This is a genomic window from Stenotrophomonas sp. STEN063 (genome assembly GCF_056854515.1).
Window position 1 is genome coordinate 24,699 of the sequence record NZ_JBXFWF010000018.1, and the last position, 16,147, is coordinate 40,845.

At 63.8% G+C, this 16,147-nt stretch carries 15 protein-coding genes and 3 tRNA genes; 14 read left to right on the top strand and 4 right to left on the bottom strand.

Annotation, left to right across the window (positions count from 1 at the left end):
- The first annotated feature begins 61 nt into the window (after window positions 1-61).
- From clpP to AC1VWL_RS06890, 7 genes are all read left to right on the top strand, one after another.
- Window positions 62-688 (top strand): ATP-dependent Clp endopeptidase proteolytic subunit ClpP, encoded by a 627-nt coding sequence (gene clpP, locus AC1VWL_RS06860; protein WP_057629317.1) that lies wholly within the window; start codon window positions 62-64, stop codon window positions 686-688.
- Between the two features lie 128 nt (window positions 689-816).
- Entirely contained in the window at window positions 817-2,106 is a 1,290-nt protein-coding gene (gene clpX, locus AC1VWL_RS06865; RefSeq protein WP_282270923.1) for an ATP-dependent Clp protease ATP-binding subunit ClpX, read from the top strand.
- Between the two features lie 137 nt (window positions 2,107-2,243).
- Entirely contained in the window at window positions 2,244-4,703 is a 2,460-nt protein-coding gene (gene lon, locus AC1VWL_RS06870; protein ID WP_482986199.1) for an endopeptidase La, read from the top strand.
- Between the two features lie 205 nt (window positions 4,704-4,908).
- Complete coding sequence (locus AC1VWL_RS06875; RefSeq protein WP_282270927.1) at window positions 4,909-5,181, top strand: HU family DNA-binding protein; 273 nt, start codon at window positions 4,909-4,911, stop codon at window positions 5,179-5,181.
- 12 nt (window positions 5,182-5,193) lie between these two features.
- A tRNA-Val gene (locus tag AC1VWL_RS06880) sits at window positions 5,194-5,268 on the top strand.
- Between the two features lie 31 nt (window positions 5,269-5,299).
- Window positions 5,300-5,376, top strand: a tRNA-Asp gene (locus tag AC1VWL_RS06885).
- Window positions 5,377-5,503: 127 nt separating this feature from the next.
- The gene (locus AC1VWL_RS06890) at window positions 5,504-7,465 is read left to right on the top strand and encodes a peptidyl-prolyl cis-trans isomerase (RefSeq protein ID WP_482986200.1); all 1,962 of its coding nucleotides are present in this window, start codon (window positions 5,504-5,506) and stop codon (window positions 7,463-7,465) included.
- Window positions 7,466-7,887: 422 nt separating this feature from the next.
- Here the strand turns inward: AC1VWL_RS06890 and AC1VWL_RS06895 are convergent, their stop codons facing one another.
- Window positions 7,888-9,105, bottom strand: coding sequence for a lytic transglycosylase domain-containing protein (locus AC1VWL_RS06895; RefSeq protein WP_482986201.1), 1,218 nt, complete (start codon window positions 9,103-9,105; stop codon window positions 7,888-7,890).
- Window positions 9,102-9,866 carry a hydroxyacylglutathione hydrolase gene (gene gloB, locus AC1VWL_RS06900; RefSeq protein ID WP_296247858.1) on the bottom strand — a complete coding sequence of 255 codons (765 nt, stop codon included), beginning with the start codon at window positions 9,864-9,866 and terminating at the stop codon, window positions 9,102-9,104. Before gloB ends, AC1VWL_RS06895 begins: the two co-directional genes overlap by 4 nt.
- A gap of 116 nt (window positions 9,867-9,982) precedes the next feature.
- Between gloB and AC1VWL_RS06905 the strand changes: the two genes are divergently transcribed.
- The 3 genes from AC1VWL_RS06905 to dnaQ are packed head-to-tail and all read left to right on the top strand — an operon-like array spanning window position 9,983 to window position 11,736.
- On the top strand, window positions 9,983-10,531 hold the full coding sequence (locus AC1VWL_RS06905) for a class I SAM-dependent methyltransferase (protein ID WP_482986202.1): 549 nt from the start codon (window positions 9,983-9,985) through the stop codon (window positions 10,529-10,531).
- A 15-nt stretch (window positions 10,532-10,546) separates the two neighbouring features.
- Entirely contained in the window at window positions 10,547-10,999 is a 453-nt protein-coding gene (rnhA, locus tag AC1VWL_RS06910) for a ribonuclease HI (RefSeq protein ID WP_296247856.1), read from the top strand.
- 8 nt (window positions 11,000-11,007) lie between these two features.
- Window positions 11,008-11,736, top strand: coding sequence for a DNA polymerase III subunit epsilon (gene dnaQ / locus AC1VWL_RS06915; RefSeq protein WP_482986203.1), 729 nt, complete (start codon window positions 11,008-11,010; stop codon window positions 11,734-11,736).
- Window positions 11,737-11,774: 38 nt separating this feature from the next.
- Here the strand turns inward: dnaQ and AC1VWL_RS06920 are convergent, their stop codons facing one another.
- Window positions 11,775-12,479: a PP2C family protein-serine/threonine phosphatase gene (locus AC1VWL_RS06920; RefSeq protein ID WP_482986204.1), complete on the bottom strand. Its 705-nt coding sequence runs from the start codon at window positions 12,477-12,479 to the stop codon at window positions 11,775-11,777.
- Between the two features lie 203 nt (window positions 12,480-12,682).
- Here AC1VWL_RS06920 and AC1VWL_RS06925 point away from each other — a divergent pair.
- Window positions 12,683-12,773: transfer RNA gene (locus AC1VWL_RS06925), tRNA-Ser, on the top strand.
- Between the two features lie 121 nt (window positions 12,774-12,894).
- Window positions 12,895-13,293, top strand: coding sequence for a DUF6165 family protein (locus tag AC1VWL_RS06930; RefSeq protein WP_482986205.1), 399 nt, complete (start codon window positions 12,895-12,897; stop codon window positions 13,291-13,293).
- Window positions 13,294-13,540: 247 nt separating this feature from the next.
- Here the strand turns inward: AC1VWL_RS06930 and AC1VWL_RS06935 are convergent, their stop codons facing one another.
- Window positions 13,541-14,587 carry a glycosyltransferase family 9 protein gene (locus AC1VWL_RS06935; protein ID WP_482986206.1) on the bottom strand — a complete coding sequence of 349 codons (1,047 nt, stop codon included), beginning with the start codon at window positions 14,585-14,587 and terminating at the stop codon, window positions 13,541-13,543.
- 20 nt (window positions 14,588-14,607) lie between these two features.
- On the opposite strand from AC1VWL_RS06935, the gene AC1VWL_RS06940 reads away from it, so the two are divergent.
- Both AC1VWL_RS06940 and AC1VWL_RS06945 read left to right on the top strand, forming a co-directional pair.
- Window positions 14,608-15,357 (top strand): 3-deoxy-D-manno-octulosonic acid kinase, encoded by a 750-nt coding sequence (locus AC1VWL_RS06940; RefSeq protein ID WP_482986207.1) that lies wholly within the window; start codon window positions 14,608-14,610, stop codon window positions 15,355-15,357.
- Between the two features lies 1 nt (window position 15,358).
- Window positions 15,359-16,123, top strand: coding sequence for an MBL fold metallo-hydrolase (locus AC1VWL_RS06945; protein WP_482986208.1), 765 nt, complete (start codon window positions 15,359-15,361; stop codon window positions 16,121-16,123).
- Window positions 16,124-16,147: the final 24 nt, after the last annotated feature.

Consider the following 16,147-nt stretch of genomic DNA (forward strand, 5'->3'; position numbering starts at 1 on the left):
CGGTGTTTCATCCCCGCGCCACGGCGCGGGGAGTTCCCTCCCAAAATAGGTGCCTCACGTAATGGACAACCGAACCAAAGCTCTGAACATGGTTCCGATGGTGGTCGAACAGACCAGCCGCGGCGAGCGCGCCTACGATATCTATTCGCGCCTGCTCAAAGAGCGCCTGATTTTCCTGGTCGGTCCGATCGACGACCACATGGCGAACGTTGTGGTCGCGCAGCTGCTGTTCCTTGAGTCGGAAAACCCCGAGAAGGAAATCAGCATCTACATCAACTCGCCGGGCGGCGTGGTCACGGCTGGCATGGCGATCTACGACACCATGCAGTACATCAAGCCGGACGTCAGCACCACCTGCATCGGCCAGGCCGCCTCGATGGGCGCGCTGCTGCTGGCTGCCGGTGCGCCGGGCAAGCGCTTCGCGCTGCCGAACTCACGCGTGATGATCCACCAGCCGCTCGGCGGCTACCAGGGCCAGGCCACGGACATCGACATCCACGCCCGTGAAATCCTGACCCTGCGTTCGCGCCTGAACGAAGTGCTGGCCAAGCACACCGGGCAGGACCTGGAGACCATCGCCCGCGACACCGAGCGTGACAACTTCAAGAGCGCGGCCGAAGCTGCGGCTTACGGCTTGGTGGACCAGGTGCTGGAGCGCCGTCCGGAAGAGAGCATCCAGGCCTCCTGATGCGTTGAACGGCCAGAAAATCGGCCTGATTTTGCAGGGTCGGAACCGGACTGGTGTCCTTCCGGCCCTGTGCTATTCTCGAAATTGAACCCCCTGTTCAGAGGGGGAAGCAACTGGGTAAGCGAAGCATGAGCGAAGACCGGCAAGGTCGTACCGGGGACAGCAGCGGCAAGATTCTGTACTGCTCGTTCTGCGGCAAGAGTCAGCACGAAGTTCGTAAGCTGATCGCAGGCCCGAGCGTATTCATCTGTGATGAATGCGTGGAGCTGTGCAACGACATCATCCGTGAGGAACTTGAGGAAAAGGCGCAGTCGGCGCGCAGTTCGCTGCCCAAGCCGCGCGAGATCCTCGAGGTGCTCGACCAGTACGTGATTGGCCAGAACCGCGCCAAGCGCACGCTGGCGGTTGCGGTGTACAACCACTACAAACGCATCGAGAGTCGTTCCAAGAGCGACGACGTCGAGCTGTCCAAGTCCAACATCCTGCTGGTCGGCCCGACCGGTTCGGGCAAGACGCTGCTGGCCGAAACGCTGGCGCGCCTGCTCAACGTGCCGTTCACCATGGCCGATGCGACCACCCTGACCGAAGCCGGTTACGTGGGCGAGGACGTGGAAAACATCATCCAGAAGCTGCTGCAGAAGTGCGACTACGACGTCGAGAAGGCACAGCAGGGCATCGTCTACATCGATGAAATCGACAAGATCTCGCGCAAGAGCGAGAACCCGTCGATCACCCGCGATGTGTCCGGCGAAGGCGTACAGCAGGCCCTGCTGAAGCTGATCGAAGGCACCGTGGCCAGCGTTCCGCCGCAGGGCGGCCGCAAGCACCCGCAGCAGGAGTTCCTGCAGGTCGACACCAAGAACATCCTGTTCATCTGCGGCGGCGCGTTCGCTGGCCTGGACAAGGTGATCCAGGCCCGTTCCACCGATACCAGCAGCATCGGTTTTGGTGCCAAGGTGAAGAGCGCCGAGCGCAAGCAGGAAGTGGGCAAGGTGCTGGCTGAAGTCGAGCCGGAAGACCTGATCAAGTTCGGCCTGATCCCGGAATTCGTTGGCCGCCTGCCGGTGGTCGCGACCCTGGAAGAGCTGGACGAAGCGGCCCTGATCCAGATCCTGACCGAGCCCAAGAACGCCATCACCAAGCAGTTCAAGAAGCTGTTCGAGATGGAGAACGTGGAGCTGGAGTTCCGCCCCGATGCGCTGTCGGCCATCGCCAAGAAGGCGCTGAAGCGCAAGACCGGCGCCCGTGGCCTGCGCACCATCGTCGAGTCGGTACTGCTGGACACCATGTACGAGCTGCCCTCGCAGGAAAACGTCAGCAAGGTGGTCGTGGACGAATCGGTCATCGAGAACAAATCCGAGCCGTACATCGTCTACCAGGCGCCGCCGGAACCGGTCAAAACCGCCTCAGGCGAGTGAACCCGGGCGAACTGAGGTGAATAGGCGGTTGCGCCGCTCACGTTCAGCTTTCGACAGCTCTTGCAACACCTCGCCGATGGCCCCATAACGGGGCCATCGGCTTTTTTATTTAGCCTCCACCGAATCTCGGAGCCCCCATGGCCCAGTCCCAACTCGAAGTCCTCGACCTGCCGGTCCTGCCGCTACGCGACGTGGTGGTGTTCCCGCACATGGTCATCCCCCTGTTCGTGGGCCGCGACAAGTCCATGCAGGCGCTGGAGCGCGCGATGGAGGCCGACAAGCGCATCCTGCTGCTTGCGCAGAAGTCTGCCGAAACCGACGACCCGGCGGCTGCCGACCTGTACACCGTCGGCACCCTGGCGCAGGTACTGCAATTGCTGAAGCTGCCCGACGGCACCATCAAGGTGCTGGTCGAAGGCCTGTCGCGCGTTGCCGTGGACAAGGTCCATGAGCAGGACGGCTCGCTGCAGGGCCATGGCGTGGAAATCGAATCGGACGAATCGCGCGAGCCGCGTGAGATCGAGGCGATTGCCCGTTCGCTGATGTCGCTGTTCGAGCAGTACGTCAAGACCAACCGCAAGCTGCCGCCGGAGCTGTTGCAGACCCTGGCCGGCATCGAAGAACCAACGCGCCTGGCCGATACCATCGCCGCGCACATCGGTGTGCGCCTGGCCGACAAGCAGAAGCTGCTGGAAACCCTGCAGGTCGGCGACCGCCTGGAAATGCTGGTCGGCTTGGTCGACGGCGAGATCGACGTGCAGCAGCTGGAGAAGCGCATCCGCGGCCGTGTCAAATCGCAGATGGAGAAGAGCCAGCGCGAGTACTACCTCAACGAGCAGATGAAGGCCATCCAGAAAGAACTGGGTGACCTGGATGAAGCGCCGGGTGAGATGGAAGAGCTGGCGCGCAAGATCGCCGAAGCCGGCATGCCCAAGCCGGTCGAGACCAAGGCCAAGAGCGAGCTCAACAAGCTCAAGCAGATGTCACCGATGTCGGCCGAAGCCGCGGTGGTGCGCAATTATCTGGAATGGCTGCTGGGCGTGCCGTGGAAGAAGCGCACCAAGGTCCGCAAGGATCTGAAGGTCGCGCAGGACACGCTGGATGCCGACCATTACGGCCTGGACAAGGTCAAGGATCGCATCCTTGAATACCTAGCAGTGCAGGCGCGGGTGAAGCAGATGAAGGGCCCGATCCTGTGCCTGGTCGGTCCGCCGGGCGTGGGCAAGACCTCGCTGGGTCAGTCCATCGCCAAGGCCACCAACCGCAAGTTCGTGCGCATGAGCCTGGGTGGCGTGCGCGACGAGGCCGAGATCCGTGGCCATCGCCGTACCTATGTTGGTTCGATGCCGGGCCGCATCGTGCAGAACCTCAACAAGGTCGGCAGCAAGAACCCGCTGTTCGTGCTGGATGAGATCGACAAGATGTCGATGGATTTCCGCGGCGATCCGTCTTCGGCACTGCTTGAAGTGCTGGACCCGGAACAGAACAACGCCTTCAACGATCACTACCTCGAGGTCGACCTGGACCTGAGCGAAGTGATGTTCGTGGCTACCTCCAATTCGTTGAATATCCCCGGTCCGCTGCTGGACCGCATGGAAGTGATCCGCATCCCGGGTTATACCGAAGACGAGAAGCTCAACATCGCCACCCGCTACCTGCTCAGCAAGCAGCTCAAGGCCAATGGCCTGACGGCGGAAGAGCTGGCGATCGAAGAAGATGCCATCCGCGGCATCGTGCGCTATTACACGCGCGAATCCGGTGTGCGTAACCTCGAGCGCGAAATCGCCAAGATCTGCCGCAAGGTAGTGAAGGAAATCGCCCTCGCTGGTCCGCAGCCGGTGAAGAAGGCTGCTGCCAAGAAGTCGGCCAAGAAGCTGAAGGCGCTGGTGGTGGTCGACGCGAAGAACCTGGACAAGTACCTGGGCGTGCAGCGCTTCGACTTCGGCCGTGCCGAGGAAGAAAACGAGATCGGCCTGGTCACCGGCCTGGCCTGGACCGAAGTCGGCGGCGAGCTGCTGCAGGTCGAGTCGACGCTGATCCCGGGCAAGGGCGCGGTCACGCTCACCGGCCAGCTTGGCAACGTGATGAAGGAATCGGCCACGGCCGCCTTGTCGGTGGTGCGTGCACGTGCCGAAGCACTCGGCATCGACGTGGATTTCCTGCAGAAACACGATGTCCACCTGCACGTGCCCGATGGCGCGACGCCGAAGGATGGCCCGAGCGCCGGCATCGCGATGGTGACTTCGCTGGTGTCCACGCTGACCAAGGTGCCTGTCAAGGCCGAAGTGGCGATGACCGGTGAGATCACTCTGCGTGGTCGCGTTACCGCAATTGGTGGCCTGAAGGAGAAGCTGCTGGCCGCGCTGCGCGGCGGCATCCGCACCGTGGTGATTCCCGAAGAGAACCGCAAGGACCTGGTGGACATCCCGGCCAATGTCACCCGCGACCTGACCATCGTGCCGGTGAAGTGGATCGACGAAGTGCTGGATATCGCATTGGCAACGCCGCTGAGGCCGAAGAAAGTCGGCAAAAGTGCGCAGCGTGTCGCAGTTCGCGGCAAGGCGAAGGCAGCTCCGACGGCCCGCGTCAAGCACTGAAATGTGAACGTAAAACCCCTCAAAACCCGCGTCATTAAAGGCTTTTCAGCTTGCGCGGGTAGGGGGGCGCTGGTATAAAAGTGCGACTCACGCGGCAGTGTTTTTTTGTCGGCGTGTTTGCAGGTTCTTCGGCAGTCGTGCGTCTTGGGGACGTACGGGTGCCACTCAATAATTCCGCGGATTACCGCAAAGGGAGTTTTACAGAATGAACAAGACCGAATTGATCGATGGCGTTGCCGGTGCTGCTGACCTGACCAAGGCTGAAGCTGGCCGTGCGGTTGATGCCGTCATCGCCGAGATCACCAAGGCCCTGAAGAAGGGTGATGCCGTGACTCTGGTGGGCTTCGGTACGTTCCAGGTTCGTGAGCGCGCTGCGCGCACCGGCCGTAACCCGAAGACCGGCGAAGAGATCAAAATCGCCGCTGCAAAAAATCCTGCCTTCAAGGCTGGTAAAGCTCTGAAAGACGCTGTAAACTAAGCGGCTCAGCTGGGGTGCTTAGCTCAGCGGTAGAGCGTCTCCCTTACACGGAGAGGGTCGGGGGTTCGAAACCCTCAGCACCCACCAAGTTAAGCATTGCAGTACAGTTTGAAAGTGTGGAGCGGTAGTTCAGTTGGTTAGAATGCTGGCCTGTCACGCCGGAGGTCGCGGGTTCGAGTCCCGTCCGCTCCGCCAGATGTCTCAAAGCCCTCGGCGCAAGCCGGGGGCTTTTTTTTGCCCCGCTATTGGCAGCGGCCGAGTTGGGCGCGGGGCAGGAAGCGGGTTAAACTGCCGGGCTCGCCACTCAGGCCTCGATTTGCCCATGCTGCAGAAACTTCGCGACAAGACCTCAGGCTGGATCGTTACGGTGATCATGGGCCTGTTGATGATCCCGTTCCTGTTTGTGATCGACAACAGCTACCTCGGTGGCGTCGGCGCACAGAACGTTGCCAAAGTGTCGGCGCCGCCGTCGTGGTGGACCTCGGCACCGTCATGGTGGCCGATGTCGTTCCTTTGGAACCACCATGAAGTCAGCGTCGAGGACTTCCGTACCCGTTTTGAGCAGGCGCGCATGCAGGCGCGTGAGCAGCAGGGCGACAACTTCGACCCGCGCGAATTTGAAACCGCCGAGAACAAGCGCCTCGTGCTCGATCAGCTGATCGACGAGCAGGTTGTGCGTCTGGCTGCCGAAGACGCGCATATCGTCATCGGCGACAAGGCCGTGCGCGACTACATCGCGGCGATTCCAGGCTTCCAGAAGGATGGCAAGTTCGATCCGGACCAGTACCGCCTGGCGCTTGCCCAGAGCATGCCGCCGCGTACGCCGGCGATGTTCGAACAGCTGGTGCGCTCTAGCCTGCAGCAGTCGATCATTCCTTCGGCACTGGCCCAATCGGGCTTCACCACCAAGGGCGAAAGCGAGCGTCTGCTGAAGCTGTTGGGCGAAACCCGCGACGTGGAATTCGCATTGTTGCCGGTCGTTGCGCCTGATACTGCAGCGGTCACGGACGCCGAGATCGACCAGTGGTACAAGGCGCATCCGAAGGACTTCCGTCAGCCGGAAAGCGTCACCATCGAGTACGTCGAGCTCAATGCTGCGAGCATGCCGGCCGCGACGGCGGCTGACGAAGCCACGCTGCGTCAGCGCTATGAAGACGAGAAGGCGCGTTTTGTCAGCGCCGACCAGCGTCTGGCTTCGCACATCCTGATTGCCAAGGGCAGCGATGAAAAGGCTGCCGAAGCCAAGGCAGCCAAGCTGGCCGCGGAGGCCAAGCAGCCGGGTGCCGATTTCGCCGCGCTGGCCAAGGCCAACTCGGAAGATCCGGGCTCCAAGGATTCCGGTGGCGACTTGGGCTGGGTTGAGAAGGGCGTGATGGTCAAGCCGTTCGAAGACGCGCTGTTCGCGATGAAGGCCGGTGATGTGGTCGGCCCGGTCAAGACCGAGTTCGGCTACCACGTGTTGAAGCTGCGCGAGATCAAGGGTGGCGAAGGCCGTCCGTTCGAGGAAGTGCGTGACCAGTTGGCTGCCGAGCAGCTGCAGGCAGATACCGAGAAGGCATTCAATGAGCTGAGCGGTCGCCTGGTCGATCTGGTTTACAAGAACCCGACCGAGCTGGGTGGCGCAGCCAAGGAAGTTGGCCTGCCGGTGCAGACCCTGGGCCCGTTCAACCGCGCCACCGCCAGCGGCATCGCTGCCAATCCGGCCGTGCTGAAGGCTGTGTTCTCCGATACCTTGAAGGAAGACGGTACGGTCAGCGACCCGATCGAACTGGCTCCGAACCACACGGTCATGGTCCGCGTTACCGCACACACCCCGGAGCAGGCGATTCCGCTTGCGCAGGCGCGTGAGCAGGTGATTGCCGCGGTACGTGCGCACCGTTCCGAAGAAGCCTCGAAGAAGGCTGCGGACGCGTTGCTGGCCAAGTTGAATGCCGGCCAGACCCTGCAGGCATTGGCTGGCAGCGAGCAGCTGCAGCTGCTGCCGATGCCGGGCCTGCCGCGCACCGCGCCGATGCCGACCGTTGAAGCCAACCGCGCTGCGTTCACTGCCGCGGCTCCGGTCGGCGACAAGCCGAGCTATGGCAAGGTCGAGATGGAGCCGGGCCGCTATGCCGTGTTCGCGGTCACCAAGGTGACGCCGGGCAACCCGGCCGAAGTGCCGGAAGCGCAGCAGGCCATGCTCAAGGACCAGCTGAGCCAGATCGACGGCGCAGCCGCAGCCAAGACCTATGTCGACGGCATGCGCAAGCGCTACAAGGTGCAGGTGCAGGAATCCCAGCTCTGAGCACCTGAGCATCAACAAACAAAAAGCCCGGCGAAAGCCGGGCTTTTTCTTATGTAGTGCCGAGCCATGCTCGGCAGAGGGCGTTGCCAATACAGCCAGCAGCACCCGGTAGTGCCGAGCCATGCTCGGCAGGGCATTGCCGATACAGCCAGCAGCATCTGTAGTGCCGAGCCATGCTCGGCAGGGGCATTACCGACAATCTCCAGCTTTTGTAGGAGTGGCATAAGCCGCGAAGCCGACAGCAATGGAATCGCCGGTATCCGCGCAATCGGATGGATCATCAGCTTCGCGGCTTACGCCGCTCCCACAAGCGGAAAGATCAGCGCTGAAGCCCCTGCCGAGCATGGCTCGGCACTACATCAAGCGCAGAAGCCCGGCTATTGGCCGGGCTTCTGCTTTCGTTCTGCTGTGGCAGCTATGGCTCAGCGCGCCTCGTCGTAACGCAGCACCATGCCCGGCTTCAGCACCGCGCTGGCATCCAGGTTGTTGGACGAGAGCAGGGTCTTCACCGAAATGCCGTAGCGGCGGGCGATGGTCCAGGCCGATTCGCCGCTGCGGACGGTGTGGCGGCTGCCAGTGTTTGGCGAGGCGACCGCGCGCGAGGGAGCAGCAGGACGGCGGCTGGCGACGGGCGTCGCTGCGGCAGGTGCCGCGTCGCGGGTGGCTACCAGCACGCTGTCGCTGTTGTCGCTCTCCACGCTGCCCATGGCCGCAGCCGGTGCCAACACCCGGGTACCGGAGCGCGAGCTGGTCAGGGCGGGGTTGAGGCGGGCGATGCGGGCCGGGTCCAGCGCGTTCTGCGCCGACCAGGCCGCCAGGGTGGTGTTGGCTGGCAGGGTGTGGCCCTTCAGGATCGGTACCTGCCGGTCCAGCGCCGCCATCAGGTCGGGTTCGTTCTCGGCCTGTTCCAGCACGCAGGCCAGTGCGTGCAGCTTTTCTACATAGGCGTAGGTGATCGGCGACAGGCCCGGCAGTTCGGAAGCGGTGGCGTTCTGTGCGTTCATGCCGCCGCGGCGCAGCGACTGCAGGATGCGGTATTCACCAGCGTTGTACGCCATCACCGCCAGCTGCCAGTCACCGGCAAACATGCCGTGCAGGGTCTTCAGGTAGCGCACCGCGGCGCGGGTGGAATCCACCGCCGACAGGCGGCCGTCATAGCCCTTCTCCATCGGCACGCGGTGGTTGCGCGCGGTGGTGGCGATGAACTGCCACAGCCCGGCCGGGCCGCTGGCGTTGCGAGCGCCGGGGCGGTAGCCGCTTTCAACGAAGGGGATCAGGGCGAATTCGGTTGGCAGGCCGGCACTGCGCAGCTCGTCGACGACGTAGCCGAACAGCGGCAGCGCGTCGTCCTCGACATTGCCCAGTCGCGAAGGGGCGTGCGAGAACTGCTTGCGCCAGCGTGGGCTGGTGGCTTCGGCATCGCACTGTGGTGCGGCCAGGCCCTCACGGAAGTTGGCGAAGATCTCGCGGCCGTTACGGGTGGTCGGGGCCGGCAGCGAGGCCGGGTCCAACGGTAATGCAGTGAGCGCGGCGACGTTCTGGGTCATGCCGGCGCTGACGGGAAGCGTCTGCGCGGCCAGCGTACCGCTGCCCGTGCCCAACAACATCCCCAGCGCCAACGGCAGACAAAGCCGCCTCATGCGCGAAAACCGTCTTTCCACCGCCGCAATTCGGCGAAGACTTCCACCTCGTCGGTGGGCGCGCGACCAAGCCGGGCCGCGATCGCTGCAACGATCGCGGTATCGGCAGTCCGCAGAAATGGATTGCATTCCAGTTCGCTCGCCAGGATGGCGGGAACGGTAGGACGGGAACTGCTGCGCATGTCCGAGGCTTCCTGTTGGCGGCGCTGCAATGCCGCGTTGGTGGGGTCGACATGCCGCGCAAACACGGCATTGGCCAGCGTGTATTCGTGCCCGCAGCAGACCAGTGTCTGTGGGGGCAGGGCGGCCATTCGCCGGAGCGAGGCCAACATCTGGGCCGGCGTACCTTCGAACATGCGTCCACAGCCCAAGCTGAACAACATGTCGCCACTGAACAAATGGTCGTGGCCGTAGTAGGCAATATGGCTTCGGGTGTGACCGGGAACTTCCATCACGCTGAAGTCGAAGCCCGACAATTCTACCCGGTTGCCTTCGCTGACTCGTTCACATTCCAGTGCGATGCGTTCATCTACCGGCGCGATGACCCGCAAGCGCGGCCAACGCTCACGCAACTCTGCCACCCCGCCGATATGGTCGTCGTGGTGGTGGGTGAGCAGGACACCTGCAGGCTGCATGCCTTGCGCAGCGGCTTCGAAAACCGGACCGGCCTGGCCGGGGTCGACGAAAATCGTGCGGTCATCGGGCGTTTGCAACGCCCAGATGTAGTTGTCCTGAAATGCGGGCAGGGCGATCAGTCGCATAGAATTGGAAAATGCCTGCCGCCCAGTCCCCCCGTCAAGCTGCAGTCTCGCCTTGGTTTGAGAAAGCCGGGGCGCAGGCGATGCGCGAATGGGAGCAGCGGCTGCTGTCTGAACAAATGCGCGGATTTCCCTCGCCGCCGTGGCTGTGGCTGGCGCCAAACGCCTTCTGGAAGCCAGATTCCCCGCCGCAGGGCCGTGGCCTGCGCCTGCACCGCAACCCGCAAGCGCCGGGCTGGACGGGCGATCTGCGTTGCAGCCTGCCGTTGCCGCTGCCCAGCGAGTCGATCAAGGCCATCGTCATCGAGCACCCGGCGGCCGAGGAACTGGAGCCCTTGCTGTCCGAGTGCGCGCGGGTGCTGATGCCCGGCGGTCGGGTCTGGGTGACCCTGCTCAACCGCTGCAGTCCCTACCGCGCGCACTGGCAATGGCAGGGCGCGCGGCCACCTTCGGTGACACGTTGCAGGACACTATTGCAGCGGCAGGGCATACGATGTCGCTCGCTGCGGCACTATGGTCCGCTGTGGACGCAGTCGGGCAACACCCCGGGCACGGCTTTGCCGGCCCTGCGCGCCTTGTGCGTGCTGGAAGCTGAAAAACGCACCGAGGCTTACATCGGCCCGATCAAGGCCAGTCGCGTCAGTTGGCGCGACCCGGTGGCGACCTGAATTCAACGGAACACTATGAAGTCAATTGAAGTACATACCGATGGCGCCTGCCTCGGCAATCCCGGCCCCGGCGGATGGGGCGCGTTGTTGCGTTACAAGGGCCATGAGCGCGAGCTGGCCGGTGGCGAAGCCCACACCACCAACAACCGGATGGAGTTGATGGCTGCGATCATGGGCCTGGAAACGCTCAGCGAGCCCTGCAACATCACCTTGTTCACCGATTCGCAGTACGTGCGCCAAGGCATCACCGAGTGGATGTCGGGCTGGGTGCGGCGCAACTGGAAGACCGCCGGCGGTGATCCGGTCAAGAACCGTGACCTGTGGGAGCGCCTGCACGAGGCCACGCAGCGTCATCAGATCGATTGGCGCTGGGTGAAGGGCCATTCCGGTGACCCGGACAACGAACGCGTGGACCAGTTGGCCCGCGATGCTGCAATCCGCGTGCGCGCTGGCGCCGCGAGCAACTGAGGTAGCTGATGCGCCAGATCGTCCTTGATACCGAAACCACCGGCCTGGAATGGAAGAAGGGCAACCGCGTGGTCGAAATCGGCTGCGTGGAGCTGCTTGAGCGGCGCCCCAGTGGCAACAACTTCCACCGCTACCTGAAGCCGGATTGCGACTTTGAATCCGGCGCCGCGGAAGTGACCGGCCTGAGCCTGGACTTCCTCGCCGACAAGCCGCGCTTCGAAGAAGTGGTGGATGAATTCCTGGCCTATGTGGACGGTGCCGAGCTGATCATCCACAACGCCTCGTTCGACATGGGCTTCCTCGAAAACGAGATGAGCCTGGCCGGCAAGGGCCGCCTGGCCAGCCGGGTGACGGTGACCGATACCCTGGCGATGGCGCGCGAGCGCTATCCCGGCCAGCGCAACTCGCTGGATGCGCTGTGCCGGCGGCTGGGTGTGGACAATGCCCACCGCACGCTGCATGGCGGCCTGCTCGATGCGCAGATCCTGGCCGACGTCTATATCGCACTGACCTCGGGCCAGGAAGAGATTGGTTTTGGCCAGCCGGAAGCCGAATCGACCAGTGCCAGCGGTGTCGTGCAGGCATTCGATGTATCGGCGTTGTTGCCGCGCCCCCGCGTACTGGTGACCGCCTCCGAGCAGGAGGCGCACGAGGCGCGCCTGGCCAGGCTGCGCAAGAAAGCCGGACACGCATGGTGGGACGGCGAGCCCGCGCCCGCGCCTGGCGAGCCGGCCTGAGTCACGCCGGTCGTTGATTTGAACGGAATTCCGCTGCCTTAGGGGCAGCGGACCAGGACGACGGTGACGTTGTCCGAGCCGCCGCCATCCAGTGCGGCGGCGACCAGCGCATCCACGCATTCCTGCGCGCTGCAGTCGCCGTGGGCCAGTGCCTCGGTGAGGCCGGCATCGTCGACTTCCTCGGTAAGCCCATCACTGCACAGCAGCAGCTGCATGCCAGGACGCAGTTCGCCGGTCATGGTGGCGACGTTGAGGTGGGCCGGATCGGTCACGCCCAATGCCTGCGTGACCACATTGCGGTGAGGATGCGCGCGCGCCTGCTCGGCGGTGAGCGTGCCCTGGGCGATCAGTTCCTGCACATAGCTGTGGTCCTGGCTGAGCTGGCCCAGTTTGCCGTCGCGCCACAGGTAGGCGCGGCTGTCGCCAACCCAGGCCACCTCGAAACGATTGCCCTGCACGCGTGCGGCCACCACCGTGGTACCCATCGGCAGGCTGTCGTTGCGGCGGCGCGAGGTGCGGATGATCTCCTCATCGGCGGTGCGGATGGCCTGCACCAGCGAAGCGCCGTTGCGCACCTCGCGGACGATGGTTTCGCGCGCCAGGGCGCTGGCTACCTCGCCGCAGGCATGGCCGCCCATGCCGTCTGCCACCAGCCACAGGCCCAGCTCGCCGTCACCGTAGTAGGTGTCTTCATTGAGCTGGCGACGCAGGCCGACGTGGCTGAGGTGTCCAAATTCGATCATGAGTGCCCGAGCGGGCTGTATATCAACGGTGAAGGTCTCTGCATCATCGCGTTCATGGAGGTGTACGGCAAGCGCCTGCAGACACTCGTTTGGCTGGCGGAATGCAGCGCCTGGATGGCCAATAGCGTTTTTTTGTTAAAAACCGCTTGTCCGCGCAGCCGATGCCCCTTATTATTCGCAGCCCGGTTCGCCGGGGACCATCTGGAGAGGTGGCAGAGCGGTTGAATGTACCTGACTCGAAATCAGGCAGGCGTTTATAGCGCCTCGGGGGTTCGAATCCCCCCCTCTCCGCCAGATACTTGAAAAAGCCACCCTCGGGTGGCTTTTTCTTTTTGCTTCTCCTGCACCTTGGCTCTGCGGCTGAATACCCGACAGCAGCGGCTACACTGTGCGCCTGATCCAACCGGTAAGCCCCATGTCAGAAATTCTCGTCCCCGTGTCCTTCGGTGAGTTGTTGGACAAGATCTCCATCCTGCAGATCAAGTCCGAGCGCATGAGCGATGCGGCAAAGCTGGTCAATGTGCGCAATGAGTTGAACGCGCTGGACAGCACCTGGGCCGCGCATCCGGCCGCGGCACAGGACATCGCAGCGCTGCGTACCGAGTTGAAGGCGGTCAATGAGCGCCTGTGGGACATCGAAGACGACATCCGCCTGAAAGAGAAGGCGCAGGCCTTCGACGATGCGTTCGTGCAGCTGGCCCGCAGCGTCTACATCCAGAACGATGAGCGCGCGCGCATCAAGAAGGCCATCAACCTGGCGCTGGGTTCCAGCTACGTGGAAGAGAAGTCCTACCAGGATTACCGCGCGGGCTGAATCCGCGTTGTAGGAGCGGCGTAAGCCGCGAAGCTCCTGGACCAGCAGATTGCGGAAAGTGCTGGCGCGTCAGCAAGGCCAGCTTCGCCGCTGACGCAGCTCCTACAAAATGCCTGCATCTGCTTTGTAGGAGCGGCGTAAGCCGCGAAACTCGTAGATCAGCAGATGGCGGGAATTCCCAGCGCTGCAGCATGGTTGGCTTCGCGGCTTACGCCGCTCCTACAAAAAAAGCGGCTCCTGCAGTTGGTCAGCTTTGATGATCCGCGCGATAGCGCTCAAACGCGGCAATCGCATCCTCCACCGTGATCAACGACATCACATCGTCGAACTCGATCTTGGTGCCCCATTTCAGCTCGCTGGCCGGCTTGTTGAGATAGCGGCGGGCGGCATCGTCATAGCGGTCCACGCAATAGCGGCGGTCGGAATAGGGACCGCTGCGCGCCGGGTTGCTGGCCGCATGCAGGCCCAGCACCTTGGTGCCGACCGCATTGGCGATATGCATCGGGCCGGAGTCGGGAGTGACCAGCAGCGAGGCGCGGGCCAGCAGGGCGGGCAACTGCTTGAGCGTGTCCTTGCCGACCAGGTCCAGCGCCGGGTGCTTCATCGCAGCGAGGATTGCGTCGCTGGTGCTGCGTTCCAGTTCGCTGCGTCCGCCGCACAGCACCACCCGCCAGCCCTGGCTTGCAGCGTGGTCGGCCAGCGCGGCGTGGCGCTCGGCGTACCAGTTGCGGCGCTGGTGGCTGGAGCAGGGCGAGATCATCAACACCGGCCGGCCATCTTCCTCCCATTGGGCGCGCGCCCACTCGTGCGCTTCCGGCGGTGTGGCCAGGTCCCAGCTGACCTTGGTCTGCTTCAGGCCCAGCGGCTCGCAGAAGCTGCCGATGGCATCGAGCACATGGATGCCGGGGCGGTCGGGGATGCGCTCATTGATGAAGAGCCCATGCAGGTCCTTGGAGCGTGACTTGTCGTAGCCGATGCGGCGCTTGGCCGGGATGAAGGCTGACAGCAGGTTGGCGCGGGCGGCCACCTGCATCTGCAGCAGGGCATCGAAACGGCCAGGCGGAAATTCGCGACGCAGCGCACGCATTCCAGCCAACCCGCTGTTCTTGTCGTAGACGTGGAAACTGACCCCGGGCAGGCCGTCGAGCAGCTTGTGGCCGGCCTTGTCGATCACCCAGTGCAGTGGCGTGCCCGGAAACCCCCGCTGCAGTGTGCGTACCAGCGGCACCACATGGGTGACATCACCCAGTGCCGAGAGGCGCAAAAGACACAACGGGGACGACGATGCAGGCATGTGTTGTTAGACTCGTAAAGATGGTCGCATTCGACGCCACTGAAGCGCTGACGCCCTGCCGCGATGGTCGCGGCTATGGCGCCATTCTGTTCGACCGCGAACGCCTGCGGCAAGCCGATCCCGGTTTGTTCGTGCCTGCGCAGTGGGGCAGCAAGGCCCATCCGGTGGGCGATGGCGGCCGTGGCGGCGCATGGTTCATCGACGCGCCGTTCGGTCGCAGCGTGTTGCGCCAGTACCTGCGCGGCGGTGTCGCCGCCAAGATCAGCCACAGCAGCTATTTGTGGCGTGGTGCCAACCGGACGCGCAGCTTTGCCGAGTTTCGCCTGATGCGCGAGCTGATCGCGCAGAAGCTGCCGGTGCCGCACCCCTACGCGGCGTTCTACATGCGCGAAGGCCTGCGCTACAAGGCGGCACTGCTGATGGAGCGGCTGGAAGACGTGCGCTCGCTGGCCGACCACGCGCAGGTCGCCGGGCGCGGCGCGCCATGGGAGGAGGCCGGGCGGATGATCGCGCGCTTCCACCGTGCGGGCCTGGATCACGCTGATTTGAATGCCCACAACATCCTGTTTGATGACGCCCGCCGTGGTTGGCTGATCGATTTCGATCGCGGCGTGCTGCGCATTCCCGCCACCCGCTGGCGCGAGCGTAACCTCAAGCGCCTGCTGCGCTCCCTGCTGAAGCTGCGCGGCGCGCGCAGCCGCGAGGACGTCGAGCAGGACTATGCGCGGCTGCGCCGCGCCTATGATCTGGCCTGGAACCGGGGCGTGTGACATGAGTTGGGCGTTGCGTTTCCTTGGCGTCGGCAATGCGTCGGCGGTGGAGCTGGGTTCGCCGATGTCGGTGATCGAGCACGGCGGCCAGCCTTGGCTGACCATTGATTGCGGCGGCGAAGGACTGACGGCCTATCGCAGCCATTACCGCGCCATGCCGGATGCGGTGTTCGTCACCCATATCCATCTGGACCATGTGGCCGGTTTCGAGCGCCTGTTCGTCGATGCCTTCTTCAACCCTCAACGGCGCGGCAAGGTGCGGCTATACGTGCCAGCGCCGCTGGTGCCGCTGCTGCACAAGCGGGTAGGGGACTACCCGAACGTGCTGGCCGAAGGTGGCGCCAACTTCTGGGACGCCTTCCAGCTGATCGTAGTGGGCGATGCGTTCTGGCATGAGGGCGTGCGCCTGGAAGTGTTCCCGGTGCGCCACCATTGGCCGGAAACCGCCTACGGCCTGCGCCTGCAGGGCGCAGTGGTGTGGAGCGGCGATACCCGCCCGATCCCGGAGATGCTGGCGCGATTTGCCGGCGACAACGAATTGATCGCCCACGACTGCGGACTGCACGGCAATCCTTCGCATACCGGCGTTGACGACCTGGAGCGCGAATACGACGCCGCCACCCAGGCGCGGATGATGCTCTACCACTACGCCAGCGCCGCCGACGGCGAAGCGCTGCGCGCGCGCGGCCACCGCGTGGCGATGCCGGGTGAATGTGTTGTGTTGGCCGAGCCGACGGCGCCGCGTGCGGAGCCGTTTGAGGGTTGAGCGTCGTGCTTCGGCTCCACGAAG

Excerpts from the sequence above, each read along its gene's own strand:
- clpP (WP_057629317.1), top strand. The coding sequence starts at position 62 with ATGGACAACCGAACCAAAGCTCTGAACATGGTTCCGATGGTGGTCGAA.
- clpX (WP_282270923.1), top strand. The coding sequence starts at position 817 with ATGAGCGAAGACCGGCAAGGTCGTACCGGGGACAGCAGCGGCAAGATT.
- lon (WP_482986199.1), top strand. The coding sequence starts at position 2,244 with ATGGCCCAGTCCCAACTCGAAGTCCTCGACCTGCCGGTCCTGCCGCTA.
- AC1VWL_RS06875 (WP_282270927.1), top strand. The coding sequence starts at position 4,909 with ATGAACAAGACCGAATTGATCGATGGCGTTGCCGGTGCTGCTGACCTG.
- AC1VWL_RS06890 (WP_482986200.1), top strand. The coding sequence starts at position 5,504 with ATGCTGCAGAAACTTCGCGACAAGACCTCAGGCTGGATCGTTACGGTG.
- AC1VWL_RS06895 (WP_482986201.1), bottom strand. The coding sequence starts at position 9,105 with ATGAGGCGGCTTTGTCTGCCGTTGGCGCTGGGGATGTTGTTGGGCACG.
- gloB (WP_296247858.1), bottom strand. The coding sequence starts at position 9,866 with ATGCGACTGATCGCCCTGCCCGCATTTCAGGACAACTACATCTGGGCG.
- AC1VWL_RS06905 (WP_482986202.1), top strand. The coding sequence starts at position 9,983 with ATGCGCGGATTTCCCTCGCCGCCGTGGCTGTGGCTGGCGCCAAACGCC.
- rnhA (WP_296247856.1), top strand. The coding sequence starts at position 10,547 with ATGAAGTCAATTGAAGTACATACCGATGGCGCCTGCCTCGGCAATCCC.
- dnaQ (WP_482986203.1), top strand. The coding sequence starts at position 11,008 with ATGCGCCAGATCGTCCTTGATACCGAAACCACCGGCCTGGAATGGAAG.
- AC1VWL_RS06920 (WP_482986204.1), bottom strand. The coding sequence starts at position 12,479 with ATGATCGAATTTGGACACCTCAGCCACGTCGGCCTGCGTCGCCAGCTC.
- AC1VWL_RS06930 (WP_482986205.1), top strand. The coding sequence starts at position 12,895 with ATGTCAGAAATTCTCGTCCCCGTGTCCTTCGGTGAGTTGTTGGACAAG.
- AC1VWL_RS06935 (WP_482986206.1), bottom strand. The coding sequence starts at position 14,587 with ATGCCTGCATCGTCGTCCCCGTTGTGTCTTTTGCGCCTCTCGGCACTG.
- AC1VWL_RS06940 (WP_482986207.1), top strand. The coding sequence starts at position 14,608 with ATGGTCGCATTCGACGCCACTGAAGCGCTGACGCCCTGCCGCGATGGT.
- AC1VWL_RS06945 (WP_482986208.1), top strand. The coding sequence starts at position 15,359 with ATGAGTTGGGCGTTGCGTTTCCTTGGCGTCGGCAATGCGTCGGCGGTG.